This is a genomic window from Alkalihalobacterium alkalinitrilicum (genome assembly GCF_002019605.1).
Lineage (GTDB): Bacteria > Bacillota > Bacilli > Bacillales > Bacillaceae_F > Alkalihalobacterium > Alkalihalobacterium alkalinitrilicum.
In genome coordinates this window covers 75,164-101,131 of sequence record NZ_KV917368.1, presented here as the reverse complement: position 1 = coordinate 101,131, position 25,968 = coordinate 75,164, and the positions used below count along the sequence as shown (strand labels likewise).

The following is a 25,968-nucleotide window of genomic DNA, read 5'->3' as shown; positions in this document are numbered from 1 at the left end:
AAGCTAACTCAAACATAGTTAATCTTGATATTTAATTTGAGTTAGCTTCAAGATTTTATTACACATTATTCTTTTTTATTCGTAATCCGTAGGCTAATGTTTGTGCTGAATTAATGAGACGATAGCCTTGATTTGCATAGTAATCAACCTTTAAATAGTGACCGATCTCCTCTATTGCTTTTTGGTCAAGTAAAACGTTAACTTTTTTACATGTAATGACTGTATCCTCTATTCTTCGCTCATCTAGAGCAAGTTGAAATTCTAACATCGTACTGCATTCGTATGTATCAATTGCTAGAACTCGTAATTCAATCGCTTCTTGTTCAAACTCTGATACCAATCGTGAATAGGCACTATCGGTTATAATTACTTCCATAATGATTCCTCCTCAATTTTTATGTCGATTACATAATTTTCACTCCACATATGTAGTGAGTTGACGATGCTCTTTCCCAACCTCACTAATTACTTTGTCGATTAATATAGACTGTGTTTGGTCGGATAATACCCGCTCTATTTCTTGTTCATACTGTTCAAGCTCTGAAATATGATGAGATTTTAATGCTGCTACTTCAGCTTGGAACCAATTTAGCGCGATCTCTTCTAAATCATCTCTAAACGTTTGTAAATATTCGTCAACAGGGGACCTTAATCGTTCTTCCACCTTATCACGTAATCGTTGATGACCCTTATCAATGAAAAACGTTTTAATATCAACATATTCTTTCATTTCTTCGTCAAAGTCGGATACTTGAATAGGAGAAAAGGATTGAAACTTCACTTCTTCAAGCGGCGTCATCTCATACCGTAATAGTGAGAAATCATCTTCTTTTAGTATATGGCCAACGATATGCATTTCGATATCATTTAAACATTTTTTGATATACACTTCCAGCCGGAAAGTTGTCGCTCGTAACTCTTGAAGTAAGTCGTGTGATAAAAATTGGAGAACACCATGAACTCCTAGACGCAACTGCTGACTAAAATTAGCCTCATTCGTGAAATTGGTAGGGTTAATCAATTCTTTGAATTCATCAAAATAGCGATAAAATACTCTTTGTTTTACATAGTAAAATAACTCTTGGATTTCTTGACGAACGAATTGTTCTTCCACTCCGAAACTTTCCGAAATAATTTCTGCTTTTTTTGTTGCAATCACTTGTCGTAACGTATCTCGTTGTAGTCGCTTCGATGCCTCACCTTTGTTTGCATCTTCATACCATTTTTTTAATGTATGACTCAGTTGAATGATATCTTCATCTGCTGCTCGAATCGCTACATTGGTTAACTCTGTTATAATATAAGAATAAAATGAAGCATCGAAAGCTGCTATTCCTGAATATTCGTATCCTTTTCTCTCTTTGTCATCTTGGAGAAACATCTTATATTGCTCTTTTTCATCCTTGGTTAGTGGGCGCTGCTTTTCCACTTTTGCAAGGAGCGCGAGTTGACTTGAAACAGGATAGATTTGTGGAAAACGGATCCCACATTGTAGTAAGTTTTTCTCAACATGAGAGGTTACAAGCTTCATCTCTTCTTGGCTTTGTGCTAAATCTGCTGCATTAATAATAAAATACATTTTATCTGTTTCGAAACAATTTTTGACTCTCCCTAATTGAATGAGAAATTCCTTGTCACTCCTAGAAAATGCATGATTATAATACGTCACAAAAACAAGCGCATCCGCATGCTTAATAAAATTAAAAGCAAGTTCTGTATGTCTCGCATGGCTCGAATTTGCCCCTGGCGTATCGACAAGAGTAATTCCTTGCCTAGCGATTAGTGAATCGTAAAATACATCAATGCGTTCAATACATGCCGCAAACCGCTCAGTTGCGACTAGTTTTTTATATTTATCGTTTGAAACTGAAACGCTCTTACCAAATCGCTCGTTCATCTCATGGTAGCCTTCCATAATAAACGTTAAATATTGCAATTGATTTGGATTAAGTAGCTCAAATAAATCCGCTTGCTCGTCTTCATTTTTTTCTTCATCATCACTTTCTTCAACTTCTTTTCGTTTCTTTTCTCGTTCTTCAAACAGTAATTTCAACTCATCTAGCGACGCAATCGACTTATTTACAATCCGTAAAACTTCATTAACTTCAGATAAAACGAGTTCTTCTTTCTTATAAAAAACGTAGATTGTCCCATGCGGGTCCTCATCTGTCGGTGGTAAAATTCGATTAATTGTCGCCGTAGTTGGATGTGGCGATACGGGAAGAACATTAGCTCCAACTAAAGCATTTGCAAATGAAGACTTTCCTGCACTAAAGGCTCCAAATAAAGCAATCGTAAATTTCTTCTCTTTTAGCCTTTTGCTCTGTTGGAAGAAGTTTTCTCCTATTCTTTTCATACTCGGAAGTTTTTCAATAATCTTACCCATGTTTTCAATATGGACTGCAGCACGCAATCTGCGTTCTTTTTCATCCTTGAAATGAAGGGACTTAACATCGACTCTCTCACTGCCTAACTCACTTAAATTGATACATTTTCTTTTTTGTTCTTTCGTTTCGGATCTTTCCTTAAATTTAAAAGAAATTAAAGAGTTTTCATATACTGAATTAGTTCCACTGTGATCCACAATTGCTTCTAATTTTTCTACTATTTTACGAACTTTAGTTTCTATCTCTTCATTCATTTCGCGAATACCAACACATGCTGCCATCTTTCTCTCTAAGTCATCCCGTTTCCTAATCTTCTCTTTCGTTTGATGGAGTAGCGTTTTATTTAACGTTTCTATTGTTAGTCCTAGCAGTTCATTCGCTTTCTTTCGGTAATGAAGTTTCACTTCTTCCATTAATGTTTTCGAGAAGTTTAGTACATATTCGTGAGTATATAACGCACCTTTTTTCTGTGACTTTACGATAACATCTAATTGTAATTGACCTGCAAATTTATGGACTGCTTGGATAAGATTGTTATCTCTTATTTGATAGTTTTTTAATAGTTTAAAAAACATATCTTTTAAATGAATATCAATATATGTTACTGCATTATCGTTAAGCTCACGAAATAGGGCTTCGCGTCTTCTTTCTCTTTCCATCTTCGTCTTTTTCGCAGTAAATAATCCTCTAACTTTATAGCCGATTTGTTCAGCTTCTAGAAAATCCCTTGCTAAATTCCGTGTATGATATGGCATTAAATTAGCGTTGTTAAGTAGTGTATTGAACTGAAGTAAGAATGTCTCTTCGCATTCTTCAATGACTTCTGAATGCGGCTTTGTTGCCATTTTCATTTGTTCTAATTCAGCTCGCAAGAAAGATTCATCGTATATATGATACGGTGATAACAATTCTTGAAATTGAGTGTAGCGACTCTTATATGAACTTCTCAGCCATTGTTCATATTCTGTCAAAAGGAAAAATACTTCTTTCCATACACTAACGGGTAATAGTTGCTGGCGCTTAGCAATTACCTGTTCTAAGTAGCTTTTCAATTTATTCAACTCATTGTTCGGATACAATCGATTAACTGCCGATGTAAAAAATATCGCTTCAAACGTAATTTTTTCATTTTCAATGGACTGTATCGTATGAGTTTTAAATTCCTCAAAACTCATTTCTGCCCTTTGATGTTTATCAATTTGATTCACTACTATAATAAGCTTTTTATACCGTCGATTCATTTCCTTGAGAAATGTATAATTCATTTCCGATTGGACATGGTTGAAATCCATCATATAGACTACTATATCTGCAATATGTAATGCTGATTCAGCTGCCAATTTATGTGCGTCATCTGTAGAGTCAATTCCTGGAGTATCCAAGATAAATAAATCTTTAGGTAGTCCGTGCTGATCACTATAAATCGTCAATTTCGTTACATTATCGCCATCTTTGCAATATTGTTGAATGACTTCATGATCATACATACCATTGATTGACTGCTTTGTTGAAGTAGCAAACTCAACAATGATCCTTGGTAAACCACTCATCATTTTTACAACATTAGCACTTGTTGGAATAGGACTCGCAGGTAAGAGATATTCACCGAGTAAATCATTAATAAGTGTAGACTTCCCAGCTGAGAAATGACCACAAAACGCAATCCCGTACTGTTGTCCTTCTATTTTTTCTGTGATTTCATCTATCTTACTATTTTTATAGTCATCGTTCTCTAACGTTCGTTTAATTCCATGTAAGACTTGCACCAATTCCATACTATTAATAAATACATTTTCATCTTGAAGAGAAGTTGGTAGTTGCACGTTCCCTCACCTCCATCATCCATATCGTTAAGACGTTCATCTTATTCAACAATAATGTACTTGTTGGTCATCTGTGTAGAGTTACTATAAAATATTACCTTATATAGCCTTGAAAAGTCTAATAGAGGCAACTCAATGAGCAGCCCCTATGATTTCGAATATTCTATCGCATTTCCAAAGCGATGTTCTGTTATAAACTTATAAATTAGTAAGCCGATACATCCAATAAGCGATAAAAAGCCCAAATAACTATATAGCTGTGCGACACCAGTGCTTTGAATAATTAAACCACCTACAAAGGCACCGATGATACCTGATATTCCAAAAAACGTCGTAATGAATAATACGTGGCCTGTCGCTTGCAATTCTTCAGGTACAAGCTTAGAAACAATTTGAAAAGCTGCAATGTAAAAAATTCCGAAGGTTACTCCATGCAATGCTTGTAATACAAGAAGTGTTTCTGGTGTCGTCGCAGCCCCCATCAAAAACCACCGTATACTATATAAAATAGCTGAAATCATCAAGAACGTAATTGGCTTAAACTTCCTAAACCACAATGCCGTAGCAAAGAAAACGAGCGCCTCAGAAACAACACCAATAAACCAAGCCCAGCCAATTATTGATTCTCTTCCACCTAGTTCAGTAATAAAAATACCAAGATACGTATCATTTGCTCGATGGGTAATTGAAACAAAAACAATAATTAATAAAAATGCAAACAGACGTGGATTCGCCCCTAATTTTACTGCATGTAATATCGTTACAGGCTTATTCGTCGTTTTAACATCATGAAGTAAAAACGCAAATAATAACGCAAATATTGTCATGAATAAAATTGGATACATAATGAATTGGATCCCGACAAAGGTCAAGTAGTAACCTGCTAATAATGAAGCAACCGCAAAGCCTAGCGAGCCCCACATCCGAATTCGTCCAAAATTCACTTTGTGTTGAAGAGCTGTTTTTTGCGAAAGACTGTCCCCTAATGCTGTGACTGGCGCTAAAAATAAAAATAATACGAACATCATGATCGTATATCCAGTAAAGTTATTCATTTGAAATAAGACAAGTGCAGTAGCTAACGTCCCCACAACGACGATAAGTAAAATCCGTTTAATTGATTTAAATTTATCACTCATATAACCCCAAAACGGTTGTGCGAAAATAGAAGCGAGCGGTCCTACTGCTAAAAGAATACCAAGCTCTCTCGCACTAATCCCTTGATACGTAAAGTATATAGGCATATAACTCATAACAATGTTCATTATTGCATACGCAAAAAATAAATAAGCCATGAGCTTAAATACAGATTGATTTGGTATCATATTTCTATTTCACTCCCTTCAATTAACAGAAAGAAGATGCGTTCAACCATTCCGCATACTCTTAATAAAAGATTATTCTTGCTGTTCGAGTAAATTGAGCTTTTCTAGTGTCCCAAAAAACTATTTTGCTCACCATATAAGGATAAAGGTTTTCTACGCAATTGACTATAGTTTTACAAATAATTAACTTTTCAGAAAAAAACAAAAAGCCTTCAAAACCATATTTGATTTAAAGGCCGTTATCTTTTGTTAAATTAAACCATCTTGTTCAAACAAGTAATTGTATGGAATATCGACAAATAAATATAGTTGGTCATTTATTGGAAATGAATACGTTCTTATCATTTCATCTTTTTCAATATCTGTATAGAGATCGGATAATAAACCTTTACGTTCATAGTTCATACGAACGATATTTTCTAAAAAGTACGGCCGCCAACTCCAGTTCTTATACCTGCTGCCCTCTTCTAATCTCCATAGGTTATTTTCACCTTTAACCGCATTTCCTGATTGCTGATAACCGTCATGATCACAAATATATATTCGAAAAGATACTTCGTTTAATTCTTTGGAAATGTGCATGACCACATCATCATAGTTGTAAAATGATTTCAATTTTTTTAACGAATTTTTTAATAACTGTCCTAATTTTTCAGTTAATACTAACTGCGCCTCAATCTTTTTACGTTCATAATGAATAAAATGATGGAATTCTTTTTTTAATGAGTCTTTACAAAAATCAACTTCTTGAAACGTCGGTTTCGGTCTTGAAAGGTAAAACCCTTGATAATACCGACCACCATTTCGCCATGCGTAATTCAATTGATTGAAACTACCGACGCCTTCAAACATTAAAGTAGCTCCTATTTTTCTTGTAAGAAGTGACAAAGAATAAAGTACATCTCTATATAACTGAGGAAAGGCATCCCCCTCTAGAAACTCTAAATCTACTTTTACAATATTCGGCTTTAATAGAGCAATCCGATCTAAGTTACTACCTACTTTCCCAACATCATCAATCGCTAGTTGGATTCCTAGGCTTTGGATATAAGTTATGAAATGTTTTAACAACGAAAAATCGCCATTGAAGTCTTGCTCCGTAAATTCAATAACAATATTTGAAAGCAGAAGTCCTTTACTTTCAAACGATTTTAAATTTTTGATTAGCCGTTCACCATCATTAGCTAAAATATCATTCATATCGACATTAATAAAAAGCTTAGCCTCTCTCTCAAGTGCTAGGAACTTCTCCAGTGCATGATTGCATACATATTCATCTACCTCTTGCCGATATTCATCTGGAATGGTGTGATCTTTAAAAAACCACCCTAAGCTCTTTACGCCATCCTCTAACTCAATACGAGCTAACACCTCGTAACCAATAACAAGTTGTGTATCCGCACTAACAATTGGCTGAAAATAGGGAATAATTTTATCTTTATTCATAATGACATCTAATGCATCCAAATTAACACCTCCCAAGTTACCAACAACTAGGACAATCATATTATAGCATACCAACTATATTTTTGAACTTGGATCCGCTCTGAGTCCATCTAAAAATTCGATAATTTGTTCAGCTGATTCTTTTGGACGCTCCTCTGTTACTAAATGACCTGTTTCATCAAAAATAAAAATTTTTGCGTTAGGAATGTCTAATTGCAACCTTTTACCAATTTGAGTAGGAATTACTTTGTCATATTTTCCCCACAATATTAGTACAGGTTGTTTGATTTCATTTAACTCGTCGGCGGATAAATCACCTTCACGATGGCGGAGGATCCGAATTAAAGAATGAAAAAATTGATCATCTTCAAATGCTTTCGCATATTCACTCACAGTATCATCATTAACAATTGTTTTATTATAGACTACATAAGTTAAGGCATCTTTATAATTTCGTTTCACAAACCACCGTTTCACCATATGCGGAGCTAAAGGAATGTAAGAAGCATAGCGAAACTTCCATTTTGCTCGCTTTAAATAGCCTGAACTAGAGAGCAAGACCACTTTCTCAACAAGAATTGGTTTCAATTTAGCCATATAAAGGCCAACTTGCCCCCCCATAGAATGACCTACAGGTACAACTCTATCAATTTTTAACATTGTGAGGATTGTGAAAATTAATTGTGCATAATTATGAAAAGAATAAACAAAGGAAGTCGATTTTTCACTTTGACCAAAGCCAGGTAAGTCTACCGCAAGCACTGGATAATGTTTGACTAATAAAGGAATCAAATACCGAAAACTATAAGTTGATGAAACAAATCCATGGATAAGAACGATAACTGGCCGATTTAAATGATTTTCATGATAGTAATATTCATAGTGAACTTTTACACCGTCTACTAACTTTGTTTCCACTATTTCATGATACGTTTTTTCCATTGAGACCTTTCCTCCCAATGCGTTTTTATATCGTATAGGATTACCTTAATTTTAACAAACTATAATGAAGTTTGATTAAGTAATGGAGGGTTAGCATGAAAAATAATAATAAAAGAATTACTGTCGAGCCACGTACGAAGGATTATGGTTTAGAAGCAAAAATCGACTTAGAATACACTAAAGATTATGGTGATGGCTTTGTAATGGAAGATGTTAGTGACGATGACCACAACGATCTTCATGTTGACCCAGGTCCGTTAAAAGATCGAGTTGGTGTTCAAAAGAGAAACTTATAGAGGAATTGGAAAATGTAGCTTATATAGTGAAACTTCCATCAGTGATGGTTTACCTTCCCCCACTGATGGTTAGTTGATACCCATAGCTAGGAGTCAGCCACAGCCTTCTAATTTTGATTTAATGGCTCAATCAGTTTTTGAATTGCGTCGTTTTGAATAATCTCTAGTTGCTCCTTCACAGTAATTAGATCATAATATTCATCGATAACGTCTTGAACTTCTTTTGCTTTCATTAAGTGTGCTGTTCCTTCCTTCATACAACTTTTATAGTTAGTATCACATTGTGTAATGACTGACATATCCGTCTCTTCTATACTTGGATCAATACAAAATTCGAACATATCAATCACCTTGTCTCTATCACTTGTCGGATTAATAACATGTGGTGCCGTTCCATCAAGGATCGCAATTCCAAGGTCTTCAATTATAATCATATCGACACTTGAAGGATCAAACCCGCACAGGAAATACGTAACGTTCATACCACGGTGAATGGCTTCAGTTGCTATTTTTCGCATTAATGTTGACTTCCCGCTACCTGACCGTCCTTTTATAATATATCTCGTTTTTAATTCTGAAGTTAACTCTTCAATAAAGTGCACTGCTCCTTTTGGAGTAGCTGCCCCAAAGAAAATTTCTTCACTTGTCCTTGTCTTTCTCTTCCCTTTTTTAGATTGAAAGATCGCCTTTTTAAGTTTATCTGTTACCTCATCAGCTTTTGAAAAGTCCATAGCAGACAAATAGATTTGCTCTTTCATTTCATGATGCTCTTTTGCTTGCGAAAAGCGCTCATACGCAAGTTGAATTTGATAAGCCCGCTCATTTTGTAGTTGACTGATTTGCTTTTTAAATTGTATCGCCTTTTCCTCATCTAGTGCTTTGTTAAAGTTAATTATAATAACACTTTGCTCCTCAAAGTGTGTATTTAAATCTTTTACCATATCATATGTGACGACCGCTAGCTTCAACTCAGGGATACGTAATCCTTCGACATAATCATTATTACTTGGACTATGGAAATAATCGATCGAATGATGGTTTTGTTTAAGTGCATTCCCTATTTTTTTTATTGTTTCATGCCCTTGTTTCATAGAAAGCCCTTTTAACACAAACAAACATTCAAATTTTTTAGCTAACTCGGGTAAGACTGAATAATATCCGACCCTTGTATGTCCGCTTACATAAAACCGTCGATGCATCTTCATAAATAAACCTCCACCTAAAAAATTTTGATAAAGGTGACAAAAAACATGTTTAATCCTTGAGATCATTTAATTGTACATTGTTTAGTTCATAAGTTTATTAATAAAATAGACATTAACCTATTGTAAACCTATGCAAAATAATTTAAATGGTGACAAAAACTCACAGCTTTTTCCTGGTTATGTTCTTAGAGTAAAAACCCCCACCTCTTAGCGTAACGTAGGTGGGAAGTTCTAATCAGGTGGAGTCGAAACTCCATCTAATTCCCCGATGTTCCAGCTTCCTGGAACGAGTTCGCTTGAGAAGGTTGTTAACAATGAATATCATGTTAGCGCCATTTGGACAGAATTAAAATAAGGCTGACTCATTTTTATTTTTGGAGTCAGCCTTATTTTTTTTAATTATTTAAATCATATGGTGTTTCTTGATAGACATAATAGTTTAGCCAATTTGAAAATAACAAATTGGAATGTGCTCGCCACCGTAATAACGGTTTTGAATTGGCATCATTATTTGGAAAGTAATTGATCGGCATATCAATATTGAGACCTTTATTTACATCTCTTTCATACTCATCTTGTAACGTCGTACAATCATATTCCGAATGTCCCGAAATAAAAATTTGTTTTCCATTTTTTGAAGCCACAATATAGATGCCTGCTTCATTAGACTCACTTAAAATTTCAAGATCAGGAACTTTTTCAATATCTTCCCTTCTAACTTCTGTATGACGAGAATGAGGAGCTAAAAATACATCATCAAATCCCCTTAATAACTTTACATTGGATTCATTGTTAACTTGATGAGCAAATACGCCAAACAGCTTTTTTTCAAGCGGATATTTCGGTACACCATAATGATAGTATAAACCGGCTTGTGCCCCCCAACAAATATGAAGTGTCGAGGTAACATTGGTGATTGTCCATTCCATAATTTGTTTTAGCTCTTCCCAGTAATTAACTTCTTCAAAAACTAATTTTTCAATCGGTGCTCCCGTAATAATCATCCCGTCAAACTTTTGGTTCTTAATGTCATCAAACGTTTTATAAAATGATGAGAGATGTTCTTCCGAAGTATTTTTTGATTTATGTGTATCTGGATGAATAAAAACAACATCTACTTGCAAAGGTGTATTTCCTAGCAGACGAAGGAGTTGTGTTTCTGTCACTTCTTTTATTGGCATTAAATTTAAGATAACAATTTTTAATGGACGTATATCTTGCTTATAAGCCCTGCTCTCATCCATGACGAAGATATTTTCTTTGTTTAATATTTCTTTTGCTGGTAAATGATCTGGAACTCTAATTGGCATTTTTCTATCTCCTTTATAGCGGGATAAATCTATAGATAATCATCCATCCTATACAATAAATACATGATAGGAGGAATTGTAGATATGAATGCACCAGTAATTCGTAAATTAGTTAAACTTATCCTAATAAAACAAGGAATTAAACTTGTAAATCGAGTTCTCAACAAAAATTTAAAAAAGATGCTCTAAGATCGTTTGAAACCGTATAGGGATAATAGCTGTGAAGAACTTCGTTTGCTCACTTCTCGGTTTACAATGAAAAAACCTTTCCCTACTACAGTCCATAAGTTTTTGACAAAATGAAGTCTGTACCAATCTTCGCGTGTAAGACTTTGTCCGCTTTTTTTCAACCTGAATACAAAATAAAACTTTACCCTTTTAATTTATTAAATTATCATGGTTTTATATAATTCGCAATTATTTTTTTGTTAAGACTTTTCAAAATTGAGGTGGATCGTAATGAAAATCCGATTAGAATGGCACTACCTAGTTCCTAAAGGAAAAAATACGTATGTACTCACCACTGATTTTATGACTATTCAAGATACTCTTTTTTTTGTAAGAGATATAGAGAAAACAGGCAGAGTGAAACAGCTTCGATTTTATGACCAATTGGATTCAGAATGGACAAAAAAAGAATTAGAAAAGTTTATAGAAAAAAAATCGAAGGAACCTGACCAAATTGTTGCTTACTTTGATGGTGGCTTTGATAAATCCACAAACATAGCTGGCCTTGGTATCGTTATCTATTACGAAAAAGATGGGCACAAATATCGAGTTCGTAAAAATGAACGAATAGAAGAAATCGAATCAAATAATGAAGCTGAATATGCTGCATTATGGTATTTGTTATTGCAATTAGAAGAACTTGAAATCCACCACACAGAGCTAACGATTAAAGGCGATTCAATGGTTGTCATAAACCAATTGACAAATGAATGGCCATGTTATGAGGCAGATTTGGAACGCTGGCTTAATCGAATTGAAGAGAAAACCAAACAACTTGGTTACATAATAAACTTTACATCTATCTCTAGAAAAGAAAATCGGGAAGCAGACCAACTTGCTTCCCAAGCGTTAAACGAAATCTTTATCTCAAGTCACTTCAATTTAAGCAATAATAGTGAAAACTAAATTTCATCTTATTCAACCGAAGACAGCTCTTTCGTAATAATTAGCGTTGAGTTGTCTTCTAAAGAAATCTCTTCACCACTTTCAATGATCCGAACGAAAGGTCGATGAATATGTGTTTCAATCTTAGTAACAATTGCCTCTTTACCTGTATTTAATTCCACCCACATACCTGGTAAATAAGAAGGAACACTTTTGAACAAAGCATCGATCACTTTATGAGAATACACTTTTTCAGCTTTCGTCATAAGCATTTCGATCGCAGTATAGGCGCTAATTCGTTCCTTAGAAATTAGATGCTCAAATTCATTAGCAATTGCACAGACTTGAGCAAATTCCAAAATAGCACTTCCTGCTATTTTTCTTGGGTGGCCTTCTCCATTAATCCACTCATGATGTTGATAAGCAATATGGGCACAAACTAGGTTTACTTCTCTCACATTTCGTATTAAATTAAATCCTTTTAATGGATGTACTTCGTTAGTTTCACTTATTACTTTTCCAATATCGTGTACTAAACAACCAAACGCTAAATCTTTTAACTGAAGTTCATTGTATCTGAGAAATCTCCCCATTTGGAGCGCGATTAATGTAACATTGACACAGTGAGCATGCTCCTGTACTTCTGCAGCTGCAGCAGTTGAAGGAGCTAGCATCACAACTTTTCGATTTCTTACCTCAGATATTAACTTAATTGCGATTTTTTGAATCTCACGAAACGGAAGCGTTTGTTTATTTTTGACCGTTTCATATGCCAATTGAACACATTGAATAGCATCAATCCATGTTGGCATATCAACCATTTCATCCAATGTTATTCCTTGTGAAATCGCATCTTCAATGATCATATATTTAATGTTCAAATTTTTTAGTTTCTCTATATATTTAGGATGGATTCGATGGCCAGCTCCTAATAAGACTCTTCCTTTTACATCGTGAATCGGTTTTGCAAGCTCCATTGTTTTCTGATTATATTCTTCAATCTGTATGAGGCGCACTTCTCTTCACTCTCTTTTGGTTATGTATCCAATATATTTTTTTCTCCTATTGTATATTTTACCATAAACCAGCTAACAGAAAGGGACTTATCTATTCTTTTTCTCAAGCATAGCAATAAGTTCTTTTGCGTAGTTGTTATGAATTCTCGTTACTCCAAGAGGTTCACGAACTCTCCCATAGTCTTCATGATGAAAATCAGAACCACCAGTTTTTAATAACGTTGTGTTATGTTTTGTTTCAATTTGTTTTACTAGCTTTTCATAATGAATACGATCTTCTTTGGAATGATCGCGATGATACACTTCAACACCTTGTAATCCGTATTCAGTAACGAGAGTTTCAATCCAGTCATCTAAATCATAATAGACAGGATGTGCAATAATGGAAACCCCATTCATTCGATGAATCCAATTGATTGCTTCCTCAGGTGTCATCTCTTTTTCTTTCGGAACATAACATGGACGACCTTCAGCTAAATATTTTTCAAAAGCTTCTGCAACATCATGAACATAATTCTTTTTAATTAACGCCTTTGCTACGTGGGGTCTACCGATACTTCCTCCATCGACAAACTCTAACACATCATCTGCGGTTAAAATAAGACCTACTGCTTTTAATTTATTTATGATAACATCTAGTCGTTTTCTTCTCATACGTTGTTGACCTTTTAACATTTCACATAATTCTTGATTTTCATAATCCAGCCCATAACCAAGCATATGTACACTTTTCCCTTTATATTTCGTTGAAAATTCAATCCCTGGTATTACGAAAACGCCTAGTTCTCGCCCTTTTTCAATCGCCTCTTTAACGCCAGCTGTAGTATCATGATCCGTTAATGCTATATATTGAAGACCCACTTGCTTACACTTTTCTATCAAATCACTTGGATTATATCCCCCATCTGAAGCCGTTGAATGCATGTGTAAGTCCGCATTTATATGCTCATTTGTCATCTAATCATTCCTTTTCCCTTTTCACAATTTTCATACTACTACTATCAACATACCAAATCACCTGTCCAGTTCGCAAATGGTCTGTATAAATAAATTCATACTTTTCATTACTAGGAACAAAAAAAGCAACTTCTCCACGAACAGTTCGTTGTGGTGCTATTTGACCACCTAATATCCCCTTTGTGTCGTATTGATGATCATGTTCATAAGCGTAACCTTCTTCATCCACTAAGGTCAATTTATGGAGCGTAAACTCATGAATATGTTCTTTTTGATTCGTAATACTTAAATCAACAATTACGTAATCATATTCCTCATTTGTTCTATCTAATTTCACATCATTAACAGTTAAATCCACCCCATTAATCGTTACACTATCTCCGACTTGCAAACGTTGATCCTCTACCTTTTCAACTTCTTCCACATCCGTCATTGTTGAAGCCGCATAGTTTGTCCCAGCCCAAAAACCAGCAAAACCAAATAATAAAGAACAGAGCGCTAATAATATAATATATTTTTGTTTAATCATGTTTTACTTCCTCTCCAAAAATTCGTTTAAAATAAGAACCATTGAATATTATGATGAGGAAACGCTGATCATTCACTTTTTTTATGACAAAAAAGTGAAAAACCATCAGCAAAGGGCTTCATTTCACCTTAACTGATGGTTTTTCACTAATGTTGGCCATTGTTTGGTAACTTTTTAGCAGGTTAGCCTTTTATAAGAATTATTAGTCCTTCCACCAATTATCAAATATAGTCACTGGTAAATTACGTTTATGCTCAGTCATTACGTATCGCCGCTCAATTTTTTCTTGAACTTCAGGTGGTACCTCTTTTCCTTCTAAATAATCATCTAGTTGCTCATATGTCATTCCAAGAGCAACTTCATCAGGTAAAGCCGGTCGGTTTTCTTCTAAGTCAGCAGTTGGTGTCTTCTGATATAAGTGAGAAGGACATTCTAGTTCCTTTAACAATGCTTTGCCTTGACGTTTCGTTAGGCCAAATAGTGGCGCAATGTCACATGCTCCGTCACCATGCTTCGTAAAAAATCCAGTAACAGCTTCAGCAGCATGATCGGTTCCAACGACTAAACACTGAAAATGAGCCCCTAGATCATATTGCACTTTCATCCTTTCTCTCGCTTTTGTATTCCCTTTATTAAAATCGGATAATGTTGCCCCTGTAGCTTCTGTAAAAGAAGAATAAGCTGCATCGACCGCAGGTTTTATATTTACGGTAATTCTTTCGGTGGGGTTTATGAAATCAAGAGCATCTTGAGCATCTTTTTCATCTAGTTGTACCCCATAAGGAAGACGTACTGCAATAAAAGTAAAGGTTTGTTCTTGATTTTCATTGTTTAATTCATTGATCGCCAACTGAACAAGTTTTCCAGTTAAAGTGGAATCTTGTCCACCAGAGATTCCGAGAACATACCCTTTCATTCCAGTATGAAGTAAATACGATTTCAAAAATTCAACTCTCCGTCTAATCTCTACACTTGCGTCAACTTCAGGGTTCACTTGTAGAGCTGTCATAATTTCTTGTTGCTGCGTTATTGCCACTTTTATACCTCCAGTACCTTTTCCGTCCTAGTCATAATTTACCCGTTTTTTTCTAAGACAACGAGTTTTTCCATCCTTTTAACATATACATTACAAAATGAATTTTGTCAGCAGTTTTGTAAAAAAATCTTCCATTACATTTTACAAGTTTGTTTTCCTCTTTGTAAGTTTAAAATTTTAAAAATTAACATAGAGCAAGCAACAACTCTTTATTCAGAATCAAAAAAAGCAGATATTGCTGTTACAATACCTGCTTTTGCTGTTATTAATATTCTCCTCGCTCACGAGCTTCTTTTTCATCTTTAATTTCTGCCTCAAATGCATTGATGCTTTCTCGTCGTCGTTCATTTTTTTGCTCCACTGCTTGTCTTTCCGCACCATCCATATCACTTTGAGCTAGTGTTTCTTCGGCAGCTTCAATGTTTTCGATTGTGTTTTCTCGCATTTGTTGTAGTCTTTCTACATTGTTTTTTCGGTTATCTGGTTTAGCCATGAAGGTTCCTCCTTAAGATTATTACGTATCTATTTTGCTGCAGGAGGTTCCTTTCTATTCCATTAATTTTTTTACTCTGCATCCTTTTTTTCACGCTCGTATACAGCATGCCAATCAGGCAAGTGCTTACGAATTGAAATTGGGCGAAACGACTCTTTTTTTACACATACATGTTCACTAGTACCTGTCACACATTGAACGCCTTCTTGATTTATAATGTTATATCCATATACTACTCTTATACCATCATATCGTTCAACCCACGTTTCAATTGTGACCGTATCACCATATCTTGCAGGAGATTTATAAGCTAAATTTATCGCCGTCACAGGTGACAAAATACCGTCTCTTTCCATTTGTGCATAACTAAAACCTAATTTTTTAATTAAATGTGTCCGTCCTAATTCACACCAAACCACATAATTTGAATGATGAACGACACCCATTTGATCGGTCTCTTTATAACGTACTTCTATTTCTGTAATTGATTTTTTCATTCATTTCTCCTCCTCTATTTAAAATTTTTTGACAAAATTGTCAAAAACCATTTAGAAGACATTTGCTTTTTAATGAACCCCACTTCATATTACAAAATCTTCTTTTTGTAATGTCATAAGCAATGAAGTTTCAATAGCATCTTCATTTAATTGACAGATGCGTTGTGCTTGCATTTGTATCGCTCTTTCAACTAAATTTACCGCAAAACGTCCATTGCTTGTTATCCTAATATTTTGTAGTTCCTCCTGGACATAACTGATTGCCTGATTATTTAGTTGGTAACCGTATTCTGTTGCATACATCATAACCATATCGAATATTTCCTCTTTTGAATAATCGTTAAACTGAATATACTTTTTAAACCTCGACTCTAAACCAGGATTCTGGTCAATGAGACGCTTCATTTCATCAGGATAACCTGCTAAAATGACGACTAAATTTTCATTATGCTTGGTCATTTCTTCAACTAACGTATCGATGGCTTCCCGTCCAAAATCCTTTTCTCCACCTGCTGCCAACGAATACGCTTCGTCAATGAACAAAACCCCTCCTAAAGCCTCACGAATTTTTTTCTTCGTTTTAATTGCCGTTTGGCCAACATAACCTGCAACAAGATCTGCTCTACTAGCAATAACAACATGCCCTCGCTTAAGAAGACCGATTTCTTTTAATAACTCAGAAAATAATTTAGCCACTGTCGTTTTCCCAGTTCCTGGATTCCCAGTAAATATCGAGTGAAGTTGTACAGGTATCACCCGCATATTTTTATCAGCACGTAGTTGCTGAACACGAACTAACGAACTTAATGCCTGTACTTCTTTTTTCACTTCATCTAAACCAATCAATTGAGATAACCGTTTTAATGCACTTTCTTTTTGTTCTTCTTGTTCAAGTGAGCTTTTTTAACATCTTGTCCGTTAAGGATCGTCATTTGTTCGATAGTTAAGGGTTTCGTCATATCTATTCGGGAACCCTTTTTGAAGATCGCGTCTAGCACTATATTTTTCACGGTACGTGCATTTCCAAAGGTTTCATCCACTTGTTCGTTTTCAATTCTCTTTTGTAATTCTTTTAACCCATCAATCGAAAATACATAATCATTTATTAGTGCCATTCTTTCTCCTATTAATAACAATTCATCGATTAAATAATTAGGTAAATGGATATGGTTAGATTCTGGAAAGCGACTTCTTAGTCCAGGATTCGCCCATAAAAACTGACGCATCTCCTCGGGATAACCAGCCAGAATTACCGCAAACTTCCCCGCATATTCGCTATTTGTCATCGCAGATACTAACGTATCAATAACAGATTGTCCATAATCATTACTTGCAGCACCATCTCGCTTTAAGCTATAAGCTTCATCTATAAAAAGAACGCCTCCTAAAGCTTTCTCAATCACTTTTAACGTATTTTCTTCTGTCTGTCCAACAAATCCTCCAACAAGTTGCGAGCGATCCACTTCAAGGACGTCTTCGCGAGGCAATATTCCAAGTTCATAATAAATTTTAGCTAGAAGGCGAGCCAACATTGTTTTCCCAGTGCCTGGATTTCCTGTAATAATCATATTTAAGCTTAGGTCATCTTGAATATGAAACCCCTCTTCTTTTCGCCGATGTTGATACTGAAGGAAATGATATAGTCCCTTCACCCGATCTTTAACTTCCGACAATCCGACCATTTCATTTAGTGTAAGAAACGATTGAGGGAATCGATCTTCTTCCTTTTGTATGGATTCTTCCCGTTGGATCGAATTTTGCCATACTTCTTTTAACTGTTCGACCCGCTTAATCGAAAGTCGAATTTCACTTAATTGTGAAGCGGAGTAAAAAATGCCCGTAGCTGACTCTTGATACGCTTCAGTTGCTTTTGCAATCGACAGCATCGGCTCGTGTAAATCCGCAATAATTTTTTCAAGTTCATTAATCTTTTCCAAGTGCTCATTTTTGTCTAACTTCTCTGCAGATTGCCTAGCCTTTATCAATATGGCATTAACATTGTTTGCTCTAGAAAAGAATTGATTTGCAATCTGAAAATAATCTTGAGCGATCTTTTTCTTCGAGGCACCATGGTCAGTTTCCCGAATTTGAGGTAACTGTTCAGGGATAATATCTACTTGTAGTTTTGAAATTAACTGGTTTATAAATATCCGATTCGCTATCGGTTGATTTGGTTCAATCGCTAATGCTTCATCTAACCACTTCGTTAGTAACGGATCATCGCTCTTATACCGTTCACTTCTTTTTAAGGCTAGTAAGGATAATAATGAAGCACGTAGTCGTCTGGCGATAGGTTCTGTTCGATTTTCTAAAAAGGTAAGGTAACGTAGGGCTAATGGTTCATCGTCAAAGAGTTCTGGTCCGTCTAGCCACAATTTTACTTTATTATTGATATCGTCTACTAAAATATTTAATTCATTGTTCAAGGTATTCACCTCTAGTTCATCTATTCCTTTATTTTACCATTGCCTCTTGTGAAGGTGTATTACGTTTTAGTTTTTTCGTTTTCACATATGTACCAATATACACACCTGACAGTACGAATAATGCCCCAACACCATGAGCCATTGTAAATGTTTCACCTAAAAATATTGTTGCCATAATAACAGCAGAAACTGGCATTACGTTAATAAATATAGATGCTTTTGCAGCACCCACTTGTTTTATTCCTTGATAATACATGATAAAACTAATAACTGTAACGAATATGCTCATATGTAGAAGTGAAGCCCAAACTCCTACCGTTGCCCCTTGCACTTGAGACCACGTTAGTTCATAAAGGGCAAATGGTAGTAAAAATAATGTGCCAAAAAATACAGCATAAGTCGTCGACACAATCGCACTAAACTTCCCAAGAACTACTTTGCCTAAAACACTATAAAGAGCCCAGCTAATAACTGCACCCAATAAAACAAAATCAATCGGTTCAAACCCAGTTTTCACTAGGTCTAGGAGTTGTCCGTTCGTAATAATAATGGCTACGCCAAATAACGCTACAATCATCCCAACGATATGGCGTTTGGTGATCGTTTCTTTTAAAAACCATCCTGATAAAAGTACAATTAAAACAGGATTGGCTGCAATAAAAAGAGAACTTTTGATAACAGGAGCATGTTTGCTTGCTAAAAAGAAACAAATATTATAGATTGCTATTCCAGTAAGCCCTAATAACGCAAAAAGACCCCAATCTTTTTTTGTTGGCTTTGGTCGATTTTTTTCCATCATCCACATAATTGGGAATAAAAGCAACATGGCACCTAAGAAACGAAAAAAGGCAACAGTAGCTGGCTCAAAGCTTTCTATTGCAACCTTTCCAGCAATAAATGCACTTCCCCATGTACTTGTTGCTATTGCCAACATAATATAGGTTAAAATAGGTGTTGTTTGTTTTTCCATCATATTCCCTCAACTTCATGGTTATTTTCATTTTATTTATTGTACCATCTTTTTCGGGAAACGAAATATATGCGGTTTGTTTGTCTTATTTTTCCTAACAGGTAAGTGACCTGGTGGGGGTTGGCCTCTCTAGCTAAAAAAACGAAAGGCTCCAGATCAACCTACTGGAGCCTTTCGTAAAGTAACTTTTCAGAGATTAATGGCAATAAACACCTTCTTCAAGAAAACCTCTCATATAACCACCAATGACTTCTTCATCCTTATTAAAAAACTCTATCGGATGATTTGGATCCCATTCTTCATCCGCACTGATAATATTAATAAAAGTATTGTTTTCTACAATCGTCTCACTCGTATCCCCTTCAAAATAAATAGCGACCTTTTCAACTTCACCTGGCTCACGAATATGTCCGATCGTCACGTACGTAAAAGGCTGGTCATCTTCGAGCCAAGGTCCATTACGTATAATAAAGGTACGAATTTTATGATCAAGTTCACTAATCGGGATCCCTCCGATCATCAAGTTACTTTCATTCACTTTATAAAAGTCCTCACCTTCTTTATACAGTAGGTTGGCTGCTAATTTATCATCATCGATGTGGTAAACGACAGCAAGCAGTTCATTCCCTACCTGACGTTCTACTAATACTTCTACATTACCATCGTATTCCGATTGTATAGCTTCCAAAGGAGAAGAAAAGCGCTGATCATCAATCCATCCCTCACTTGATGGTTGAGTACTAACTACTAGACCCACCATCGTTACTAGGGCAAATAATGTACATAGGAAAGTAATTCGAATCCAGCCTTTTCCTCTAAGTACTTCAAAAATAACAAAAGATAATAGAATGGCAGATAAAATTAATAAACTTATTGAAAGTACGTTTATCGTGAAAGTAAGTGGTACTATCGAACCAATATGCTCGCCTGTAATCCATTGAAATAAGTATGAAGGTTCTGTCATTTGCAAAGTTCTAGCCACTTCATGTGGAGGAACTCTTTCTGTCATAATCGCAGTAATTACAAATATAAACAAACCAACGACACTTTCCGCTTTTAAAGTGTTTCGGAAGCGTGAAATACCAAATTTTTGTAATCTCTTTCTTAATAAAAATCCATGAACTACCCCAAAAACAAGAATAGGAATGATTAAGAGATGCTTCAGCAGTAACAACTGACCATACGAAAGCACCCAAGAATTGACGTATTCTGGAACAATGATTGTCATTAGTAATAAACCTGAAATAATTAATATAGCCATGGCACCGATTGAAATTGGTGAAAACCAGCGAATAAATGAAGACCACTTTTCAATATTTTTTTCACTCGCAAACCAACTGATAACAAAAATAGTTCCCATCCATACCGTTGCGGCTATAAAATGCATCCCATTATACAAAAATCCAGCCTCTTCTAAAGAGGCTGCGTGACTAGCCCAACTAGTGGAAACCGTAGAAGCAAGAAGGAAAACAAAGAAAAGCATCTTTGCAAAGAAAGTTCGTGCATAATCCACATAATAATAAATGGCTACGAGAATAATAGCTAGCAACATCGTAACCATCCAAGCTTGCCCCATTTTATATCCGAGCACAACTTGAGTTAATGTCGAAACAAACGGGGCTTCGTATTGCACATGGATGTAGTAAGAAACGGACAACACAGGTACTAGACTCAACAGGGGGATAATACAAATTGAGCTATAGACCCAACTATTTTTCACTATAAATAAAGGCCTATATTGATCCGAAACTATCGAAAGCAAGGCCAAGCCTATTAAAAACGAAAATAACACATACATTAGTGCTTGACTAATTTCTATCACATTCAATCCCCCCTTCTCTATTTTCGACGACGAACCAAAATAAATGCTACAGCTAGTATTATAATTCCGATTATTAAAAAAAGAGCGCTATTCGAAGAAAATTCTTCGTTTACTTCCATATCAACTTCTTGCACATTTTCCTCACTACTCTCTTCATTTTCAGATAATTCCTCTTCCAATATACTTTCTTCTTGTGCAATCTCTGGAACCTCTTCATCTTCAATAATTATATCAGGTTCAGGTGCATCGACTGAAAAAGAAATAGTACCTTCTGTAGTATGCCCATCACTTCCTAAAGCCGTCCAGTGAATGGTATAGTTCCCACTATATATTGGTTGTACTAATATTGCCGTTAACGTCTGCGCTTCAACCGATTGTTCGCTTATTGGGATAACCTCCCCTGCTTCATTAACCAGTTCAATCGACGTATGTTGTTCAATTCCAGCATCAAAATTTACTTGTATTTGTTCTAATGGTTCCTCCACTAATTCTCCTTCATTAGGTGAAGATGAGCCAACATATGAATGTCCAAAAACTTGCAAGGGCATCATTAAGCTACAGATTACAATAAAAAACAATACTTTTTTCACGGTTTTGCACTCCTTTTTCTTTTTTAAATCCAAGTATTCTTGTAAGTATTATACACTATACAATAACAATGTGAACTTATTGTGATAAGTAAAAAGTTTTTTTATAAATCCTTTTAAATAAAAGCTTGTCTCGTTATAATTGATATCGTTACTACCTTAGTACCTAAAAAAGTTTATTCGATCGCTTCATTTTTATCATAAATCACATAAGGAGACCCAAATGTTAAAAAAGATAGGTGCATTAGCACTTTATGTCATCATTGGCTTATTACTTTACTTATATGGCGACTCATTAGTAACATGGCTAAACATGTATGCTAGAGACTTTATACTCTTAACAATGATCGTCGCAACGTTATTATCTTTATTTCCGATTATTCCCTACCCTATTATAGGAGGAATAGTTGGAGCTGCATTTGGTCCTGCTTTAGGGGCTTTTGTCATTTGGGTTGGTTCTTCAGCCGCCTCTATTATTATGTTCCTTGTGGTTCGTTACAGCTTTCAAGATTGGGGAAATGCAATACTTCGTAATTACAAACCACTTGAAAAGATAACCGTATTATTTGAGAAAAATGCATTTTTTGTCATATTTCTAACACGACTAATACCGATTATTCCTTCAATCATTGTGAATATTTATTCAGCCTTAAGTCGCGTATCATTTATGAATTATGCGATTGCCTCGTCTTTAGGTAAAATGCCTTCTATGCTGTTATTTGCAATCGTCGGAAATACATTAGTCACTAACCCCCGTGACCTAATTATAATACTTCTTCTATATATCTTATTTGTAGTCATCGTTTTTGGATGTTTTAAGTTATGGAAAAAACGTGTATTACCCAATTAGCCGATAAAAACAAGGAACCCAAACATAACGTTAGGGTTCCTTATTTCTTATAAAAAAAGATAATTCGTTTTTTAAAGGAATTAAGAACTACAAAAATAATCACACCTAAAAATGCACCAAATGTATTTAAAATAACGTCATCCACATTGGCAACACGCAATGTAAACAAAAATTGACTCACTTCAATGAATATTGAAATCAAACAAGAAATAAAGGTCACCTTTAGAATAACGTTCTTAAAATATTTAAATACAAAAGGCAATAAGAAACCGAACGGCATAAATAAAACAACATTTCCTAATAAGATGACAATAGGGTCCATGATGTCTTTACTGAATACAGCAATACGATAAATACTTCGAAAAGGAATAATATTATAATTTCGTCCACCAGGTCCAGCTGGTCCAAGTGAGGCACCATAATTCCAAGCAAATAAGGTGACGTAAAAAAGCAAACCTAAATAAATAACAAATAAAACAAAAGCAACCGCTCTTATTTGTTGATGAGTTGATAAATTTAATTTTGTACGAATTTGGAACACGTCCTTCTAATTTTCAAACTCCGCATTATTAACTCTTGTTTTATTATTTATTTTTTAGCGTAATTAGACAAGACATTTTCATCCCCAATAAGTGATGAATCTCATCACGTTTCAACACGACGTTGTTGCATTAACTTTACCACGTTGTCTTTAGGGTCCCAACAATCAAACTGATAATTCGATTTCGTCTCGAACCCTAAACGTGAACAAAAATAATTCGTTTTTCCATTTGTTTTTAGCACCTTAAAATGTTTACAAGTTGCACAAAAATGATATTGATTTTTAGCCATAACTATACTCCTCTAAGATCCTATTTTCTTCATGATAGCATGGCTCACTCTTCGTTACGATAGTTTATGTAAAAAAGTCATCTCATGACAAAAGTGCCAGACACCTCCTTATCGATGTTCAATGCTAAACTTTATAGCACTTCTTACCGAATTAAACGAGGTGCACTGGCACTTTTAAATTAAATCTTAGCCTTTCGGTGGAACATAATCTGGATGCTCATTCCCTTTTGTATTCATTTTCTTCCCTTTGTTTGAGTCACTTTTCCTAGGCTGCGTGCCTAAATGATTTGGGCGAAACTGATCAAATGCATGTTTTGACTTTGCCATTGTATCCCCCTCCTTACCTATAATGTAAGCAAAAAAGGAACAAATCATAAGTGGCAGTTTTTATAAGAAAAGTGGAATGGTCATATACAGCCCCTGACAATCAACACTTACCGACATATAGCGTGAGAAAGTAGTTCACTCGTCTTTCAGTATAACTAAAGGATGGAAAATCAACACTAAACATGAACAGCGCCTTTTATTATAAAGCGGCTCCATTTTCTCTTTGTATTTTTTGTTCCCAACGTTCTTCCAATTTCTCAAGGGCTTCTTTATCATTTAATAACTCACGTTTATTTTCCTGTACTAGTTCTTCAAATGATAATTTTCTAACTTTCCTCATAAATATCACTCCTCCTTAATAGTATCACTATTGTTACTGATAAAGAGTGAAATTATACATAATTGTGAGAAAACTCTTACTTTGTATTAGGTCCAACAAGATATAGTACTTACTGCATATAATGCTTTACGTTTGATTTTCTTGAGGACTTATATAAATTTGTCCACCTTCGTCCATGGTCATCAGAAAAATATCCTTATAGCTACCATAGCCATGTTTTGTTACTTGTTCCCTCAACCACTCCACAGTTCCTACTTTTTTTACATTAGCTAAAATGATATTTCCGTCCTCAATAAGTACAGTTGGATACCCTTTAGGATTCGTTGATAAAGACATATCTTGAGCCGTAACCGATTGATACTGACTTTGTTTAATCACACTGATCTGACCATTTGCTTCTAAAATAGCGTAATCCACTTCCTTTAAATCCGCTTCAAGTAATCGTAAGTCCATTAATAAAGATTCGATTGTCACTTTCGCTTTTTTCATTTCCTTTTTCAAAATTTTACCGTGACGAACAAGAATGATCGGTTCATCCTCAATGACCCTCCTAAAACGAGGAGTATGTAAAGCAAGAACAGACAATGCAAGGTGCAAACCTGCGATTAGCGCTGCAGCCGCTAGTGGACCTCCAAGAGGAAGGTCACCACTCGAGAGTGGCTCACCGACGATATCCCCGATGATAACACCGAAAATAAAGTCGATTGGGTTAATAGAATTCATAGAACGTTGACCTAGTAATTTAACCATTATAAAGACATATACATATACAATGAGTGCGCGTATTAAAAATCCATATACAGGAAGATCTGGTGCCCCCGTCCAAAACTCAAACATGCATCATTTACTCCTTTCTACGATAAGGAAGCTGACTCAAACCAAGTGAAATACACAAATTACTTACGGGTGCATTTGAACACTTAGGAGTCAGCCACCATCATTTTAGAACCGCATTACTTAAAGAAGCCATTGTCGCAACTCTTTAAATGAAGTATTAAGAGTTTTGATTGAATTGCGGCTCCTCATTTAACACTTGTTGATATCGACCTTCAAGTAAATTACAAATATTTTTTTGCTGCTGTGCTAATTGTTCAAACATCTGTTTCGCTTGTTGGTTTTCTGTTTCCAGCGAAAATTGTACTAGACTTGCTTGAACACTCTGTGCTTGGGCTAGTGCTTGCTGCATCTGAGTTTGAACAGTCATATTAAAGCTCTCTCCTTACTTTTTACTATCACGACTCATTTTTTCTGCTTCGATTTCTGCATAAGAAGCAAATTCTTCTTGATGATTTTGCTTACCTTGCTTTTTCGCATTGTTATTACGGTTTGCGTTCGCATTTCCTTTTTTCGTACGTCCCATCTTTTTTCCTCACTTTCATAGAAGTTTAAGATTTCGTTCATAGGTTTGGCTTAATTAGAAAAAAATATGAATGTAAAATG

26 protein-coding genes and 1 pseudogene are annotated in these 25,968 nt (G+C 35.2%); 3 read left to right on the top strand and 24 right to left on the bottom strand.

Going from position 1 to position 25,968, the window contains the following annotated elements:
• Positions 1–58: 58 nt before the first annotated feature.
• The 5 genes from BK574_RS00495 to BK574_RS00475 all read right to left on the bottom strand — a co-directional run bounded on the left by BK574_RS00495 (position 59) and on the right by BK574_RS00475 (position 7,923).
• Positions 59–376 (bottom strand): iron-sulfur cluster biosynthesis family protein, encoded by a 318-nt coding sequence (locus BK574_RS00495; RefSeq protein ID WP_075386134.1) that lies wholly within the window; start codon positions 374–376, stop codon positions 59–61.
• Between the two features lie 39 nt (positions 377–415).
• The gene (locus BK574_RS00490) at positions 416–4,210 is read right to left on the bottom strand and encodes a dynamin family protein (RefSeq protein WP_078427029.1); all 3,795 of its coding nucleotides are present in this window, start codon (positions 4,208–4,210) and stop codon (positions 416–418) included.
• Between the two features lie 146 nt (positions 4,211–4,356).
• The gene (locus BK574_RS00485) at positions 4,357–5,535 is read right to left on the bottom strand and encodes an MFS transporter (protein ID WP_075386132.1); all 1,179 of its coding nucleotides are present in this window, start codon (positions 5,533–5,535) and stop codon (positions 4,357–4,359) included.
• Positions 5,536–5,784: 249 nt separating this feature from the next.
• Positions 5,785–7,002 (bottom strand): EAL domain-containing protein, encoded by a 1,218-nt coding sequence (locus BK574_RS00480; RefSeq protein WP_078427028.1) that lies wholly within the window; start codon positions 7,000–7,002, stop codon positions 5,785–5,787.
• 54 nt (positions 7,003–7,056) lie between these two features.
• A complete protein-coding gene (locus BK574_RS00475) occupies positions 7,057–7,923 on the bottom strand; it encodes an alpha/beta fold hydrolase (protein ID WP_078427027.1) in 867 nt (288 codons plus the stop codon).
• A gap of 95 nt (positions 7,924–8,018) precedes the next feature.
• On the opposite strand from BK574_RS00475, the gene BK574_RS00470 reads away from it, so the two are divergent.
• The gene (locus BK574_RS00470) at positions 8,019–8,219 is read left to right on the top strand and encodes a hypothetical protein (RefSeq protein ID WP_075386129.1); all 201 of its coding nucleotides are present in this window, start codon (positions 8,019–8,021) and stop codon (positions 8,217–8,219) included.
• Between the two features lie 107 nt (positions 8,220–8,326).
• On the opposite strand, the gene BK574_RS00465 is transcribed toward BK574_RS00470, so the two are convergent.
• Positions 8,327–9,424, bottom strand: coding sequence for a hypothetical protein (locus tag BK574_RS00465; RefSeq protein WP_078427026.1), 1,098 nt, complete (start codon positions 9,422–9,424; stop codon positions 8,327–8,329).
• Positions 9,425–9,819: 395 nt separating this feature from the next.
• Positions 9,820–10,734: a homoserine O-acetyltransferase MetA gene (gene metA, locus BK574_RS00460; RefSeq protein WP_075386127.1), complete on the bottom strand. Its 915-nt coding sequence runs from the start codon at positions 10,732–10,734 to the stop codon at positions 9,820–9,822.
• 459 nt (positions 10,735–11,193) lie between these two features.
• Here metA and BK574_RS00455 point away from each other — a divergent pair, with 459 nt between their 5' ends.
• Positions 11,194–11,868 (top strand): reverse transcriptase-like protein, encoded by a 675-nt coding sequence (locus tag BK574_RS00455; RefSeq protein WP_075386126.1) that lies wholly within the window; start codon positions 11,194–11,196, stop codon positions 11,866–11,868.
• An 8-nt stretch (positions 11,869–11,876) separates the two neighbouring features.
• On the opposite strand, the gene BK574_RS00450 is transcribed toward BK574_RS00455, so the two are convergent.
• The 10 genes and pseudogenes from BK574_RS00450 to BK574_RS00405 form a co-directional block, all read right to left on the bottom strand.
• The gene (locus tag BK574_RS00450) at positions 11,877–12,824 is read right to left on the bottom strand and encodes an HD-GYP domain-containing protein (RefSeq protein ID WP_238457903.1); all 948 of its coding nucleotides are present in this window, start codon (positions 12,822–12,824) and stop codon (positions 11,877–11,879) included.
• A gap of 126 nt (positions 12,825–12,950) precedes the next feature.
• Positions 12,951–13,820, bottom strand: coding sequence for a PHP domain-containing protein (locus BK574_RS00445; RefSeq protein ID WP_078427024.1), 870 nt, complete (start codon positions 13,818–13,820; stop codon positions 12,951–12,953).
• Positions 13,821–13,824: 4 nt separating this feature from the next.
• Positions 13,825–14,349 (bottom strand): DUF4352 domain-containing protein, encoded by a 525-nt coding sequence (locus BK574_RS00440; RefSeq protein ID WP_238457902.1) that lies wholly within the window; start codon positions 14,347–14,349, stop codon positions 13,825–13,827.
• A gap of 202 nt (positions 14,350–14,551) precedes the next feature.
• Positions 14,552–15,379 (bottom strand): ammonia-dependent NAD(+) synthetase, encoded by an 828-nt coding sequence (gene nadE / locus BK574_RS00435; RefSeq protein WP_139313819.1) that lies wholly within the window; start codon positions 15,377–15,379, stop codon positions 14,552–14,554.
• Positions 15,380–15,650: 271 nt separating this feature from the next.
• Positions 15,651–15,878, bottom strand: coding sequence for a small acid-soluble spore protein Tlp (gene tlp, locus BK574_RS00430; RefSeq protein ID WP_075386122.1), 228 nt, complete (start codon positions 15,876–15,878; stop codon positions 15,651–15,653).
• A gap of 71 nt (positions 15,879–15,949) precedes the next feature.
• The gene (locus BK574_RS00425) at positions 15,950–16,375 is read right to left on the bottom strand and encodes an acyl-CoA thioesterase (RefSeq protein WP_078427023.1); all 426 of its coding nucleotides are present in this window, start codon (positions 16,373–16,375) and stop codon (positions 15,950–15,952) included.
• An 84-nt stretch (positions 16,376–16,459) separates the two neighbouring features.
• A pseudogene (locus BK574_RS00420) lies at positions 16,460–18,810 on the bottom strand (AAA family ATPase).
• Between the two features lie 19 nt (positions 18,811–18,829).
• Positions 18,830–19,771, bottom strand: coding sequence for a DMT family transporter (locus BK574_RS00415; RefSeq protein ID WP_078427022.1), 942 nt, complete (start codon positions 19,769–19,771; stop codon positions 18,830–18,832).
• A gap of 196 nt (positions 19,772–19,967) precedes the next feature.
• Entirely contained in the window at positions 19,968–21,593 is a 1,626-nt protein-coding gene (locus BK574_RS00410; protein WP_078427021.1) for a copper resistance D family protein, read from the bottom strand.
• A 17-nt stretch (positions 21,594–21,610) separates the two neighbouring features.
• Complete coding sequence (locus BK574_RS00405) at positions 21,611–22,183, bottom strand: copper resistance CopC family protein (protein ID WP_078427020.1); 573 nt, start codon at positions 22,181–22,183, stop codon at positions 21,611–21,613.
• Between the two features lie 220 nt (positions 22,184–22,403).
• On the opposite strand from BK574_RS00405, the gene BK574_RS00400 reads away from it, so the two are divergent.
• A complete protein-coding gene (locus BK574_RS00400; RefSeq protein ID WP_078427019.1) occupies positions 22,404–23,030 on the top strand; it encodes a TVP38/TMEM64 family protein in 627 nt (208 codons plus the stop codon).
• A gap of 40 nt (positions 23,031–23,070) precedes the next feature.
• Here the strand turns inward: BK574_RS00400 and BK574_RS00395 are convergent, their stop codons facing one another.
• The 7 genes from BK574_RS00395 to BK574_RS27815 all read right to left on the bottom strand — a co-directional run bounded on the left by BK574_RS00395 (position 23,071) and on the right by BK574_RS27815 (position 25,888).
• A complete protein-coding gene (locus BK574_RS00395; RefSeq protein WP_338020575.1) occupies positions 23,071–23,571 on the bottom strand; it encodes a VanZ family protein in 501 nt (166 codons plus the stop codon).
• Positions 23,572–23,675: 104 nt separating this feature from the next.
• The gene (locus BK574_RS00390) at positions 23,676–23,861 is read right to left on the bottom strand and encodes a hypothetical protein (RefSeq protein ID WP_075386115.1); all 186 of its coding nucleotides are present in this window, start codon (positions 23,859–23,861) and stop codon (positions 23,676–23,678) included.
• A gap of 186 nt (positions 23,862–24,047) precedes the next feature.
• Positions 24,048–24,188, bottom strand: coding sequence for an acid-soluble spore protein N (locus tag BK574_RS00385; RefSeq protein ID WP_075386114.1), 141 nt, complete (start codon positions 24,186–24,188; stop codon positions 24,048–24,050).
• A 199-nt stretch (positions 24,189–24,387) separates the two neighbouring features.
• A complete protein-coding gene (locus BK574_RS00380; protein ID WP_075386113.1) occupies positions 24,388–24,528 on the bottom strand; it encodes an FbpB family small basic protein in 141 nt (46 codons plus the stop codon).
• Between the two features lie 126 nt (positions 24,529–24,654).
• Positions 24,655–25,365 carry a DUF421 domain-containing protein gene (locus tag BK574_RS00375; protein ID WP_075386112.1) on the bottom strand — a complete coding sequence of 237 codons (711 nt, stop codon included), beginning with the start codon at positions 25,363–25,365 and terminating at the stop codon, positions 24,655–24,657.
• 157 nt (positions 25,366–25,522) lie between these two features.
• Positions 25,523–25,732 carry a DUF1657 domain-containing protein gene (locus BK574_RS00370; RefSeq protein WP_075386111.1) on the bottom strand — a complete coding sequence of 70 codons (210 nt, stop codon included), beginning with the start codon at positions 25,730–25,732 and terminating at the stop codon, positions 25,523–25,525.
• Between the two features lie 15 nt (positions 25,733–25,747).
• A complete protein-coding gene (locus tag BK574_RS27815; RefSeq protein ID WP_169917331.1) occupies positions 25,748–25,888 on the bottom strand; it encodes a hypothetical protein in 141 nt (46 codons plus the stop codon).
• Between the last annotated feature and the right edge of the window lie 80 nt (positions 25,889–25,968).

Bases quoted from the DNA above. Each gene is read 5' to 3' on its own strand.
- BK574_RS00495 (WP_075386134.1), bottom strand. From the start codon at position 376: ATGGAAGTAATTATAACCGATAGTGCCTATTCACGATTGGTATCAGAG.
- BK574_RS00485 (WP_075386132.1), bottom strand. From the start codon at position 5,535: ATGATACCAAATCAATCTGTATTTAAGCTCATGGCTTATTTATTTTTT.
- BK574_RS00475 (WP_078427027.1), bottom strand. From the start codon at position 7,923: ATGGAAAAAACGTATCATGAAATAGTGGAAACAAAGTTAGTAGACGGT.
- BK574_RS00470 (WP_075386129.1), top strand. From the start codon at position 8,019: ATGAAAAATAATAATAAAAGAATTACTGTCGAGCCACGTACGAAGGAT.
- BK574_RS00465 (WP_078427026.1), bottom strand. From the start codon at position 9,424: ATGAAGATGCATCGACGGTTTTATGTAAGCGGACATACAAGGGTCGGA.
- metA (WP_075386127.1), bottom strand. From the start codon at position 10,734: ATGCCAATTAGAGTTCCAGATCATTTACCAGCAAAAGAAATATTAAAC.
- BK574_RS00455 (WP_075386126.1), top strand. From the start codon at position 11,194: ATGAAAATCCGATTAGAATGGCACTACCTAGTTCCTAAAGGAAAAAAT.
- BK574_RS00450 (WP_238457903.1), bottom strand. From the start codon at position 12,824: ATGGAGCTTGCAAAACCGATTCACGATGTAAAAGGAAGAGTCTTATTA.
- BK574_RS00445 (WP_078427024.1), bottom strand. From the start codon at position 13,820: ATGACAAATGAGCATATAAATGCGGACTTACACATGCATTCAACGGCT.
- BK574_RS00440 (WP_238457902.1), bottom strand. From the start codon at position 14,349: ATGATTAAACAAAAATATATTATATTATTAGCGCTCTGTTCTTTATTA.
- tlp (WP_075386122.1), bottom strand. From the start codon at position 15,878: ATGGCTAAACCAGATAACCGAAAAAACAATGTAGAAAGACTACAACAA.
- BK574_RS00425 (WP_078427023.1), bottom strand. From the start codon at position 16,375: ATGAAAAAATCAATTACAGAAATAGAAGTACGTTATAAAGAGACCGAT.
- BK574_RS00415 (WP_078427022.1), bottom strand. From the start codon at position 19,771: ATGGAAAAACAAACAACACCTATTTTAACCTATATTATGTTGGCAATA.
- BK574_RS00400 (WP_078427019.1), top strand. From the start codon at position 22,404: ATGTTAAAAAAGATAGGTGCATTAGCACTTTATGTCATCATTGGCTTA.
- BK574_RS00390 (WP_075386115.1), bottom strand. From the start codon at position 23,861: ATGGCTAAAAATCAATATCATTTTTGTGCAACTTGTAAACATTTTAAG.
- BK574_RS00385 (WP_075386114.1), bottom strand. From the start codon at position 24,188: ATGGCAAAGTCAAAACATGCATTTGATCAGTTTCGCCCAAATCATTTA.
- BK574_RS00380 (WP_075386113.1), bottom strand. From the start codon at position 24,528: ATGAGGAAAGTTAGAAAATTATCATTTGAAGAACTAGTACAGGAAAAT.
- BK574_RS00375 (WP_075386112.1), bottom strand. From the start codon at position 25,365: ATGTTTGAGTTTTGGACGGGGGCACCAGATCTTCCTGTATATGGATTT.
- BK574_RS00370 (WP_075386111.1), bottom strand. From the start codon at position 25,732: ATGACTGTTCAAACTCAGATGCAGCAAGCACTAGCCCAAGCACAGAGT.
- BK574_RS27815 (WP_169917331.1), bottom strand. From the start codon at position 25,888: ATGGGACGTACGAAAAAAGGAAATGCGAACGCAAACCGTAATAACAAT.